Genomic DNA, 12,345 nt, shown 5'->3' with positions numbered 1-12,345 from the left:
AGCGAGGGGTAAGATGTCGAGAGCTGTAATTTTAACTGAAAATTTTGCAGGAATGAAATCTCAGGCGATTGGCTTCGCTCAACGTGCAGGGTTTCAAACGGAGTTATGTCATCTAACCCCTAAATTACCATGGAGCTTGATATCAGCACCTTATTGGCCTTTTCCATTAAGCTCTGTTCAGTCTTTTGAAGTTGCAGATAGTTCAATTTTAATAAGTGTCGGTAGTGTTGGTGGGGTCATTAATGCGGCGTTAAGAAAGAAAGGGCGGCCGTCAATTCATATCCAAAACCCACGCATTTCTGCATGCAAGTTTGATTTAGTTGTTGTTAATCCGCATGATAACCTAACCGGTGAAAATGTTTTGGTATCGAGAACAGCTTTGCATCATATAACCTCAGAGTTATTATTGAAAAATAAAAATTTGTGGTCAGGTCATTTCAAAACAGATGAACAATATTTGGTTACTGTTTTAATTGGGGGAAATAACGGCAGATTTATTTTAGGAGAGAAGGAAGCGCATCATATTGCTGATCAACTTACCGAATTGATAAAAGTTGAGAAGATACAAGTTGCGCTGACGCCTTCTCGACGCACTAATCCACAGGTTATAAAAATTTTTCAAGATCGTTTGGTTCCGCTAGGTGCCTATATTTGGGATGGAAAGGGTGACAATCCTTACTTAGGGTTGTTGGCATGTGCTGATACTATATTAGTAACAACAGACAGTGTCTCAATGATATCTGAAGCTGTAGCAACACCCGTCCCCGTAATGGTTCTTCCTTTGCCTGGTAAATCGAAACGAATCCTCTCTTTTATTCAATCGATGCAAGAGCAGAATAGGATAAAAATATTTGATGGACACCTTGAAGAATGGGCGGTCAAACCTTTAGATGATACGGAAGAAATCGTATTCAAAGCAAAAAGATATTTGCATCTATTATAAATAAAAGAAGTATTATAAATATATCATTTGCATTTTTTCTAAAAAATATGTATAAAATATATATCTTTTAAAAGACTCTGAAGCTTCGCATTATTTTTAACAACTACGCTGTCGTAAAAGATGTATTTTTAATACATTTTACCAGAAGCAAATTGATAAAGGTTCTTTTCAATGTTGACTGATACTCAAAAATCTATTGTAAAATCTACAGTTCCAGTTTTGAGGGAACATGGCGTTGCTTTAACTTCTCATTTTTATAAAAGAATGTTGAGCATTAATCCCGAATTAAAACAGGTATTCAACAGAGGTCATCAAGAAGCAGGAAAACAACAACACGCACTGGCAACCGCTGTTTTAGCTTATGCGGAACATATTGATAATCCTGAAATTTTAAAAAATGCGCTTGTTCATATTGCCAATAAACATGTCAGTCTTGGGATCCGTGCCGAACATTATCCTATCGTTGGTAATCACTTACTAGCCTCAATTAAAGAAGTATTAGGAGACGCTGCCACTGATGCATTGATCGATGCTTGGGGTGCTGCCTATCAGCAATTAGCAGATTTATTAATTGGCATGGAAACAAAGTTATATGCAGAAAATATAAAACATGGATCGTGGACGGGATGGAGAGGGTTTAAAATTGTCAAAAAAGTTCCTGAAACCGATCAAATTACTTCATTTTATTTACAACCTGTAGATGGTGGGCAACTACCTCAATTTAACCCAGGTCAATATATTTCTGTAAGGGTTTATGTTCCAGAGTGGGATTTGATGCAGCCCAGACAATATACGTTATCTGATGCACCGGGCAAAGAAACTTATCGTATTTCTGTAAAACGTGAAGATCAAACCGAACAAACACCAGCAGGAAGAGTTTCAAATATTTTACACCATCATTATGATGTTGGGGACATTATTGATCTTGCCCCTCCAGCTGGAGAGTTTTGTTTAGATAATCAAAATGATAAGCCTGTATATTTAATCAGTGCAGGTGTTGGTATTACTCCAATGATTTCAATGCTAACATATTTGGCTGAACAAGATAATAAACGTCCAGTTGCGTTTATTCATGGAACCCGTAACAGAAAAACCCATGCTATGTTTCAGCATCTAAATGAAATTGTAACCAAACATCAAAATATGAAAAAAATCGTTTTTTATTCAAATCCATCAACTCAGGATCAACCAGGTCTGCAATTTGATCATGTGGGTAGGGTGAATCTGAAAATGATTGAAGATAAACTTGTACCAGATGCAAATTACTATCTATGCGGTCCTGTCGAATTTATGAAAGAACAAGGCAAGATATTAAAGAATCTTGGGGTTCCTCCTTGTAATATTCATGTCGAGGCGTTTGGAACGGGAAGTTTAACCATATAATTCGTAAAAGAAAAAGATTGGCCTGATCCATAGTTGTAAGGTCAAAATTGTCAAAAGGGATTCTTTTCAATATTTAGTCAATGCGTTAATCTATAATTCATTAGAGTATAGTTGTTAAAAGAATCCCAGGATCAAAATGACCAAGTTTTTTTCGTCTTTAGCTTTAGGTATTTTATGGATCTTTGCCACTTATTGTGCAAATGTGCAAGCGCAAGAAAAGCAGCAGCAACAATTTCCTGATCATAAGCCAGTTTCACTTGTTTACGATGTATATAACAAAGGGTTGCACGTTATTACGGTAAAAGCCACGTATACTCTAACCCCTGATCAATATAGTGTAAAAGCACATTTTATCTCTGCAGGTCTTGCCAGCATTGTTTTTAGTTTGGATACATATTCAACTGTGTCTGGTATATTTAAAAATGAAAAAGCAATCCCAACTATTTTTAATTCTCATGGAAAATCGAAAAAAGAAGATTTTCACATAGTTATTGATTTTAACCATGGGCAATTGCCTATTATTAAAACACTAACACCAGCACGAGACCCAGAAAGAGATCCTTTAACTGATGCGCAAATGCAACATAGTTTAGACATTATGAGTGCAATGGCTGAATTGATTTATCGTGTTCGTACTACAGGAAAGTGCGATGATCAATTTCGTTTGATTGATGGACTGCGTGTCTACACATTTCACAGCGAAACGGTAGGAGAGAGGGAAATGCCTTCAACTTGGACCAGTCCCTATAGAGGTCAAGCTTTATTTTGCAAAGCAGTGGCGCAACAAATTGGTGGTCTAAAGCATTCTCGTCATCGTGCTTTGATGGCTCAACCTCAACCAGGCAGTATTTGGTTTAAAAATATTGATCAAGTTGGAATTTTACCGGTTAGATTTGATTTTCAGCATCCTAAAATGGGTATGGTTACTGGAGTTTTAAGAAAAATACCTATAGATAAATAAGAATAGTGTGGCTAAGGAATAATATTGAAATTCTGTTTAGCCACTTAGTATATTTTAGTTATTAGTTTTTTATTGCAAATGTTTTCCTTAGGAAATTCAATGATTGGATAATATAATTGTCCATCTGCTGGGGTGTTGCATTATTACTTAAATCTCGCCATACTCGAATAGCATTTCCCACAGATCCACCGTTTAAAATAAATGGTTCCATGACAACACCTTTGTCATAACCAATATCGTGCAAGGCTGCAGCGACTGCTGGCCAATCAATAGTGTTATTCATGCCAGGCAATTTACGGTTATTTTCACCAACATGTAGATGTGCGAGCCAATCGCCAGCATATCGAATTGCATCTGGGATACTATCTTCCTCGATGTTCATATGATACGTATCTAAAAGTATTTTTACAGATTTACTATTGATTTGTTTGCAGTAATCAACGGCCTCCTGACAATTTGTCAAGATATAGGTTTCATTACGATTTAGTACTTCAAGAGCTATTGTGATATTCAAATCTTCTGCTATTTGTCCTAAGTGACGTAGGCAGGCTATACTATTTTTCCAAGCGAGTTCTTTATTCGTACTGGTAAAATCACATGGCCAATAAGAATAAATTGCACCGATAAGTGTATTTGCCTTTAATAAAGGCATTTTTTCTAGGATCTTGGTGTAATATTGAATGGCTTGTTGGCGGATAACTTTATTATCTGATGCCATATCATACTCTTTGGATGGGCCACTATTTAAAGTGAATTTCAATCCGTGCTGGTTACGGAGATCATTTAATTTTTTAAGATCACTTTCAGGCATATGATAAACATGATCAGCGTTAATTTCGAGAATATCAAAACCAATTGAAGAAATTTTTTCAATAAGTTTCAAATAATCTGCAGTATTACAATCCCATTCTTTATTCCAATAAGAATATAAAGTTCCAAATTGCATGGTGTACTCCCAGAAAAAGTAAGTTTAAATCTTAATATGACACAAAAAGATCAAATATCATTATTTTTTTGTACATTATTTTACAAATTACCTTCAATTATTTGCATATCTAAAAATAATTTTACAGTAAAAATAATGATATAGATGAAAAATGAATTATGGTGGAATTTTTAGTAAAATTTTTGTGATTATAGACGCAAATAATTTTGTTGCATTAAAATACAAAATAAGCTTTATTATGATGAAATTAGGTTTTAGATATTTAAATTAGATCATAAAATTTTTATTTTTGTTATAATTTTGTTGTCTAAAACTATATAATATTACGGTTATTGTTATTATGAAAAAGTCATAAGTTTTATAAATGGATGATCTTAGTTTACAGTTTAATGCTTCTAGACGCATAAGACACAGCAACGAATTGATTGCACTGCAAGCTTTGCACCGATTTGGCGCATTAAGTCGTGCAGAAATTGCCAGAAAAATGGGACTTAATCGGTCATCGTCTGGTCATATTATTGTTGATCTGATCAATAACGGCTTCGTAAGGGAAATTACTAGAAGTGGTGATCAAACTGCAGAGACCTATCAACGTGGTCGTCCAGGTATTTTGTTAGAGCTTATACCCGAAGCTGCTTATTTCCTTGGGATTGAAATAGGGGTCGAATACATAACCATTATTTTAATTGATATGACCGCAACGGTTGTCGATATCAAACATCAATCTCTTGATTGTAAAATGCAAGACGTTGAAATGACAATTGATCAATCAATAAAAATGGCATTATCAATGTGTCACAACATCATGATGGATAATTTATACGGTATTGGTTTTTCCGTTCCCGGGCAAATGAATGACAAGGGATATATTTATAATGCTTCATTATTACGATGGAAAAATATTGATTTTCTAAAAATTGTAGAAAGTAAGTTGCCCTTGGATTTGCCTGTAGCTGTTGAAAATGATGCGAATGCTTTTGCAATAGGTGCTTTGTATCAATCCAATATAACACAGGGTGTTATTCTTTTTTTAGTTCTTGAAAGTGGTATTGGTGGTGGATTAGTCGTCGATGGAAAGTTATTTAGAGGTGGCAATGGTCTGGCTAGTGAAATAGGACATTTAATTATTCAAAATGAAGAAAAAGAAAAGAAAAGCCTTGAGTCAATTATAGGGTTAGAAGAACTTTTATCCCGATATCGTGTTCTTTCTGGTTGTTCAGAAGTTACAATTGGCTCGTTTATTGAATGTGTTAATAATCGTGAACCTATTGCTGTTAATCTAGCTGACGAGTGGGCTAAATATTTAGGTTTAGCCTTGGTTCAAGCGTGCAGGATTGTAGATCCTAATAAAATTATCCTAGGTGGGGCTATGGCTGAGTTGTATAGCTTAGTTTCCGCACGCGTTAATTTTTATATCGAATTACATCAAGATATGCCTTTTCCAATCCCTGAAATTATTCTGAATAAAAATCCAGAATCTGGTTCAGCCTATGGGGCGGCATGTATCTTACATCAACGTTTTTTATCCTAAATCTGATTAATTATTTCTGATCTCGTCATTCAATTCGTTATATTTGGAGTAAATTTGATGCCCACGAATTCTACATTGGCCCCTAACGAGTTAGGTCCAACAATCACAATAGGGGAAATACTGGTTGAAATCATGGCTTCTGAAATTGGGGAAGGGTTTGCCCCTCCGCTAACGTTTAAAGGACCTTTCCCTAGTGGCGCCCCTGCAATTTTTATCGATCAGTGTGCAAAAATAACTAAAAATACAGGTATCATTGCAACCATCGGTCAAGATGCTTTTGGACAATTGAATATCGAGAGATTGGAAAAAGATGGTGTTGATATTTCTGCCATTTCTATTGATCCATACTTGCCAACGGGCAGTGCTTTTATCAGATATCAAGAAAATGGCGAGCGTGATTTTGTTTTTAATATCGTTGCCTCTGCAGCGGGAAAAATTACCAGAAATGACAACACAGATGCGTTGATCTCAAGGGCTGGGCATATTCATATTATGGGAACGTTACTAGCAATGCCTGGGGCATGGGATATTGTTGAATATGCAGTAAATACCATAAAAAAACGTGGGGGCAGTGTCTCTTTTGATCCCAATATCAGAAAGGAATTAAAATCAGACGCAACATTCACGCATCGTCTTAATTACCTATTAACCCAAACGGATCTGTTACTTCCTTCTGGTGAGGAAATACTAACCATTACAGATACAACAGATATTCAGGTAGCAATAAAGAAAGTATTTTCAGTAGGGGTAAAAGAGGTTGTGCTGAAGCAAGGTGACAAGGGGGCAGTATCTTATGATTATTATGGAAATATAACGTCATGTGAAGCATTCGAGGTTAAAGAGATTGATCCAACGGGTGCGGGTGATTGTTTTGGCGGTGCTTATGTTGGCTGTAGAAGATTAGATTTACCTCTAGAAGATTCATTATTACTGGCGAATGCTGCAGGTGCTAGAAATGTTCAGTTCCTTGGGCCAATGGAAGGAACGGCAAGTTTAAAAGAATTGCAAATGTTTATCAAAAATACCCCAAGGAGAATATAATGAAGGTTACGCTTGAAGGATTAAAAGACTATCGTGTTAAGGGACAATCCAGAGGGATTACCTCTGTTTGTTCTGCTCATCCATTAGTTTTGAGAGCTGCCTTACGACTTGGTCGTGATACGAATAGTAGCGTATTAATTGAAGCAACCTGTAATCAAGTTAACCATCGGGGTGGATATACGGGTATGCAACCTATTGACTTCGCCCAATTGGTCTTCTCTTTGGCAAAGGAAGAAGGATGCCCAAAGGACATTATTATTTTAGGAGGGGATCATCTGGGGCCAAACCCATGGAAAATTCTTCCTGCCGATGAAGCGATGGGTGAAGCAGAAAAAATGATTGCTGCTTATGTCAAAGCTGGTTTTCGTAAACTTCATATTGACACATCAATGGGGTGTAAAGGGGAACCAATAGCTTTGGATGATGAATTGGTTTCGCAGCGTGCTGTTCGTTTAATTAAAAAGGCTGAAGAGATCGCAAAGGATAGTGATCAATCCTTGCCATTATATATTATTGGTACCGAGGTTCCACCGCCTGGCGGTGCTGATCATGATATCACGTCTCTTGAACCTACTCGACCAGAAGCAGTTAAAAGGACATATAGCGTTCATCAAGATGCCTTGCATAAAGCAGGTCTTGAGGACGTCATCAGTCGTTTGCTTGGTATAGTTGTTCAACCTGGTGTTGAATTTGGTAATTGGAATATTGTCCAATATGACAGTGCCAAGGCACAACGATTGTCAACGTTTCTAAATGATAATCCTAATCTTGTTTTCGAGGCACATTCAACGGATTATCAAGGAACATGCTCTTTGTCACAGCTTGTGCAAGATGGCTATGCTATTCTTAAAGTTGGCCCTGAGTTGACTTTCGCAGTTAGGGAGTGTCTGTTTGCATTAGATCTGATTGCTAGTGAATTGTTTGAAAATTATCCCAATCGCAATCTGTCTAACAATCTAGAACAATTAATGTTAGAAAAACCAGATTATTGGAACAGTCATTATCATGGTAACGATCACGAGCGTTACTTATTACGTCATTACTCTTTTTCAGACCGTATACGTTATTACTGGACTGATCCAGTAGCACGAAATTGCGTTGAAAAATTACTGACAATACTGAACGGGGTGATAGTACCTCTTCCTTTAATAATGCAGTATTTGCCAGGGGCAGAACATTTTGCCCAAAACAATTTTGACCCTGAAGAAGTAATCATTTGGTATGTCCAAAAAGTACTAGGTTCTTATAACCAAGCATGCCATCTCAATTAAAATATTCTTAAATTATTTATTATAAAAGGATAATATTTATGTCTCAATCTTTACAAAACAAAGTTGCTGTGGTCACTGGTGCAGCATCTGGTATTGGACGTGCATCAACCGAAGCTTTGGTTGCTAGTGGTGCAACAGTCGTTATGGTGGATCGTGATCTTGCAGCTATGGAAAAGATTAAAAAACAACATAATGATAAAGTAATCCCTCTTGTTACAGATTTGTTAGATACGAAAAGTTGTTCAGAATTAGTTCCTAATATTTTGGAAAAAACAGGTAAAATTGATATTTTTCACGCAAATGCAGGATGCTACATCGGTGGTGATTTAATTGACGCCGATCCAGATGCAATTGATCGGTTAATTAATTTGAATGTATCAACAGTTATGAAGAATGTACATGCTGTTTTACCGCATATGATTGAAAGAGGTAACGGTGATATTATTGTTACCAGTTCGGTCGCAGGACATTATCCTGTGCAATGGGAACCTGTTTACGCAGCATCAAAATGGGCAATGACCTGTTTTGTTCAGACTGTTCGTCGCCAAATTAATAAGCATGGCCTTCGTATTGGCTCTGTATCCCCAGGGCCCGTAATTACGGCATTATTGGCCGATTGGCCAGAAGAAAATCTTAAGAAAGCCAAGGAAATGGGCAGTATTATTGAACCTTCTGAAATTGCCGAAGCAATCATTTTCATGTTAACACGTCCACGTAATGTTACAATCAGGGATATTGTTATTATGCCATCAGCACAGGATTTATAAGACTTATAAATCTATAGCCAATAACATTTCGAATAGAGGATAAAAATTTATCTTCTATTCGAAAAATTAGGTAATCTTTAATGAAATCACAAAAACTTTTATTTGGTTTTATGCCACCATCACTTGTTTGGGGGTATATAGCTATTGCAATATTCATGGCCGGTGATGGCTTTGAGGCCGCATTTTTATCAAAATATATAACAGATATGGGTTTTTCAGAAGCACAATCTGGTTTTGTATTTACATTATATGGCTTATTTGTTGCAATCTCAGCTTGGTGTTCAGGCGTTGTTGCAGAAGTTATTACACCACAAAAGGCAATGTTTATTGGATTTGCATTATGGGCTGTGATGCATGTCTTTTTTATGTTTTTTGGTATTGGATTACATAATTATCCGTTGATGGTTATATGTTATGCTATTCGTGGTTTTGGCTATCCATTATTTTTATATTCTTTTGTAATTTTAATTATTCAAAATGTCTCAGAAAGCAAAGTTTCCACGGCAATGGGATGGTTCTGGGCTGCATATTCTATTGGATTTGGCGTTTTGGGGGGATATCTTCCAGGTTATATTAATCCTATTATCGGCGAGCATAATACTTTATGGATGGCATTAGGATGGGTCATTGTTGGTGGTCTGATTGCTTTGATTGCCCTTAGAAATGTTAAAACAGATAGATCGAAAGCAAATCTATCTTTTGCAGAAAAAACTGAGGAGCTATCGCGAGCTGTAACAATTTTATTTTCTAATAAAAATATTTTTATGTCTGCTTTGGTGCGGATTATTAATACAACCCCAATTTTTGGATTTGCAGTTGTTATGCCTTGGTTACTTGTTGGAGCAAACGTAAATGATCATGGATTAGGATTTACCAAAACAGAGTGGCAAAATATTTGGACTGTATTTATGTTTGTAACTATTTTTACCAATGTAATGTGGGGTATTTTAGGTGATCATATAGGATGGTTGCGTCAGGCCCGTTGGTTTGGGTGTATTGGTGGGGCTGTTGCTTGTTTTGCTTTTTATTATATCCCTGTAACTTTTGGTCATAATTATTGGATGGCTATGATCCCAGCTGTATTATTTGGTTTTACAGTTGCGGCTTTTGTTCCTATGACTGCTGTGTTTGCTGCATTGGAGCCTAATCACAAAGGGGCTGCAATTTCTATTTATAATTTATCGGCAGGGCTAAGCAATTTTGTTGGACCTGGAATTGCAACATTAATGGTACCTTTATTTGGTATTGCTGGGGCAATTTGGTCTTATATCGGATTATATATATTTGCAGCGATTTTGACCTTGTTCATCGAAGTGAATCAGCCGAAAATTAAAAAAGTTTAAAAAATAGTTTTTAATTGATGAAAAATTTCAGGGAGTAAATACAAAGGATTTCTTGTTGTATTTACTCCCTAAATTCTAATTTATTTTTTTATGATTTTTTCAGCTAAGTCTGGCAATTCAATAATTGAATTTGCGGTACAAGTGGCTTGTTTCCCAATTTCACTTGATCCATACCCCCATGCGGCATAGATGCTGCCTGCTATTTTGGCGTGTTTAGCCACTAAAATGTCATTCATATGATCACCAACCATCACCGTTTGTGCAGGATCAGCATGAAGAAGGTTGATAACTCCCTCTAAATGACATGCATTTGGCTTTTTATCAGCAAAGCGATCCCCACCGCCAATAATATCGAAATAATAGCCTAATTGTAATTGTTGTAAAATGAGATCCGCAGCACTGGTAATTTTGTTTGTACATAGGGCAATAAGCCAATCACGTTTTTTAAATTCTTCCAGACATTTTATTGTACCATCAAATGCGTGTGAGTAATCGGTAGAATGGTCAACGTAATAAGTAATGAACCGTTGAGTTGCTTCGTGTAAATCAATTGTGGTGTTTCCTGCGTGATTTAATAGCCTTTCTACTAATATTTTGATACCATCCCCAATCATAGAGCGAACAGTTTGGTCATTAACTGAAGGTAATTGATAAGATTGTAACAAATAACGACTACTATCAGCTATGTCTGGTAGGCTATCGATTAAGGTACCATCCATATCAAATACAATTAAAGGGCGGGAGTGGGCGTTCATGATATTTGCTTTCTTAAAAAATAGAATTCATTATAACGGATATAATTTCCAAACCTTTATTGATATTATGGCGAGTTATGAATAAATCCACAAACATTTTTCAAAATTCCGTTGCTGTTATCTTGGCTGCAGGAATGGGCACCCGTATGAAATCCAAACAACCAAAGGCGATGCATCCTTTGGCGGGCAAGCCGATGTTACGGTATCTATTAGACACAGTTGAAACTGTATTTGATCGTGTAGTTGTGGTTGTTGGTCCTGATATGGATGAACTCGCACAACTAGCATCACCCCATCAGGTTGTGGTACAACAAGATCGCTTAGGGACAGCACACGCAGCTATGCAGGCAGAACCCTATTTTGGGGATGGCACAGTAACGTTTTTATACGCTGATAACCCATTAATTACGACTGATACATTACAACGTTTATTAAATTGTAAACAACAAGACGACGTTGACATGGTTTTAATGGCAATGGATTGTATCGATCCCAAATCATATGGTCGTGTTATAGAAAAAGGGGGCTGGGTACATCGTATTGTTGAGACAGCTGATGCAACGGAAGCAGAAAAACAGATAAAATTATGCAATGCTGGGGTGATGTGTGCATCAGCCTTAATGTTTAAAAAATGGTTACATCAGATTGATAATCATAACAGCAAGAATGAATATTATTTAGTAGATGCTGTTTCCATAGCGGTCGATGAAGGAAAACATATCAAAGCTTTACGGGCTTCAGAAGCGGAATTAAGTGGTATTAACTCAAAATCAGAACTTGCAATTGCGGAAAATATTGTTCAACAACGTCTAAGAAAGCAAGCAATGGATAATGGGGTAACGATGATCGCCCCTGAGACAGTATTTTTATCTGCTGATACAATATTGGATGCTGATATTTTAATATATCCTCACGTAGTTTTTGGCCCAAAAGTAAGAGTATATTCTGGTGTAGAAATTCGCTCTTTTAGTCATTTAGAGGGCTGTATTGTTTATCAAAATGCAACCATTGGACCATATGCCCGTATACGACCTGCCGCGGTGGTGGGTAACGAGGCCCATGTTGGAAATTTTGTAGAGTTAAAAGCAACGACATTGGGAGAGGGTGCCAAAGTTAACCATCTGACCTATTTGGGGGATAGTGTTGTAGGTCGCAAAACTAATATTGGTGCGGGAACAATTACATGTAATTACGATGGAGTAAATAAACACAAAACTATTATTGGTGAAGAGGCTTTTATTGGCTCAGATTCTATTTTAGTGGCCCCTGTAGAAATCGGTAATAAAAGTTTAATTGCAGCTGGTAGCGTAATTACTGAGAATGTACCAGACAACGCATTGGCTTTTGGTCGAGCCAGACAAGTAAATAAACCAGAAGCCGCCCAAATTGGACGTAAGAAATAAT

At 36.7% G+C, this 12,345-nt stretch carries 11 protein-coding genes; 9 read left to right on the top strand and 2 right to left on the bottom strand.

Features of this window, described 5'->3' with window-relative positions:
• Positions 1–13: 13 nt before the first annotated feature.
• The 3 genes from QJV27_RS02850 to QJV27_RS02840 all read left to right on the top strand — a co-directional run bounded on the left by QJV27_RS02850 (position 14) and on the right by QJV27_RS02840 (position 3,287).
• A complete protein-coding gene (locus QJV27_RS02850) occupies positions 14–943 on the top strand; it encodes a mitochondrial fission ELM1 family protein (protein WP_281447478.1) in 930 nt (309 codons plus the stop codon).
• A 171-nt stretch (positions 944–1,114) separates the two neighbouring features.
• The gene (hmpA, locus tag QJV27_RS02845; RefSeq protein ID WP_281447477.1) at positions 1,115–2,326 is read left to right on the top strand and encodes an NO-inducible flavohemoprotein; all 1,212 of its coding nucleotides are present in this window, start codon (positions 1,115–1,117) and stop codon (positions 2,324–2,326) included.
• Positions 2,327–2,462: 136 nt separating this feature from the next.
• On the top strand, positions 2,463–3,287 hold the full coding sequence (locus QJV27_RS02840) for a DUF3108 domain-containing protein (protein WP_281447476.1): 825 nt from the start codon (positions 2,463–2,465) through the stop codon (positions 3,285–3,287).
• A gap of 61 nt (positions 3,288–3,348) precedes the next feature.
• Here QJV27_RS02840 and QJV27_RS02835 read toward each other — a convergent pair whose 3' ends face one another.
• Positions 3,349–4,233: a D-psicose 3-epimerase gene (locus QJV27_RS02835; RefSeq protein WP_281447475.1), complete on the bottom strand. Its 885-nt coding sequence runs from the start codon at positions 4,231–4,233 to the stop codon at positions 3,349–3,351.
• Between the two features lie 364 nt (positions 4,234–4,597).
• On the opposite strand from QJV27_RS02835, the gene QJV27_RS02830 reads away from it, so the two are divergent.
• From QJV27_RS02830 to QJV27_RS02810, 5 genes are all read left to right on the top strand, one after another.
• Positions 4,598–5,764, top strand: coding sequence for an ROK family transcriptional regulator (locus QJV27_RS02830; RefSeq protein ID WP_281447474.1), 1,167 nt, complete (start codon positions 4,598–4,600; stop codon positions 5,762–5,764).
• Between the two features lie 57 nt (positions 5,765–5,821).
• Entirely contained in the window at positions 5,822–6,805 is a 984-nt protein-coding gene (locus QJV27_RS02825) for a tagatose kinase (protein ID WP_281447473.1), read from the top strand.
• The gene (locus tag QJV27_RS02820; protein WP_281447472.1) at positions 6,805–8,076 is read left to right on the top strand and encodes a D-tagatose-bisphosphate aldolase, class II, non-catalytic subunit; all 1,272 of its coding nucleotides are present in this window, start codon (positions 6,805–6,807) and stop codon (positions 8,074–8,076) included. The genes QJV27_RS02825 and QJV27_RS02820 overlap by 1 nt, the downstream gene beginning before the upstream one ends.
• A gap of 38 nt (positions 8,077–8,114) precedes the next feature.
• Positions 8,115–8,843 (top strand): SDR family oxidoreductase, encoded by a 729-nt coding sequence (locus tag QJV27_RS02815; RefSeq protein WP_281447471.1) that lies wholly within the window; start codon positions 8,115–8,117, stop codon positions 8,841–8,843.
• 80 nt (positions 8,844–8,923) lie between these two features.
• Entirely contained in the window at positions 8,924–10,186 is a 1,263-nt protein-coding gene (locus QJV27_RS02810) for an MFS transporter (RefSeq protein WP_281447470.1), read from the top strand.
• Between the two features lie 80 nt (positions 10,187–10,266).
• On the opposite strand, the gene QJV27_RS02805 is transcribed toward QJV27_RS02810, so the two are convergent.
• Positions 10,267–10,941 (bottom strand): HAD family hydrolase, encoded by a 675-nt coding sequence (locus QJV27_RS02805; protein WP_281447469.1) that lies wholly within the window; start codon positions 10,939–10,941, stop codon positions 10,267–10,269.
• A 77-nt stretch (positions 10,942–11,018) separates the two neighbouring features.
• Between QJV27_RS02805 and glmU the strand changes: the two genes are divergently transcribed.
• A complete protein-coding gene (glmU, locus tag QJV27_RS02800) occupies positions 11,019–12,344 on the top strand; it encodes a bifunctional UDP-N-acetylglucosamine diphosphorylase/glucosamine-1-phosphate N-acetyltransferase GlmU (protein ID WP_281447468.1) in 1,326 nt (441 codons plus the stop codon).
• Position 12,345: the final 1 nt, after the last annotated feature.

It is taken from the genome of Commensalibacter oyaizuii (genome assembly GCF_029953265.1).
Lineage (GTDB): Bacteria > Pseudomonadota > Alphaproteobacteria > Acetobacterales > Acetobacteraceae > Commensalibacter > Commensalibacter oyaizuii.
This window is presented reverse-complemented; position numbering and strand designations above follow the sequence as displayed.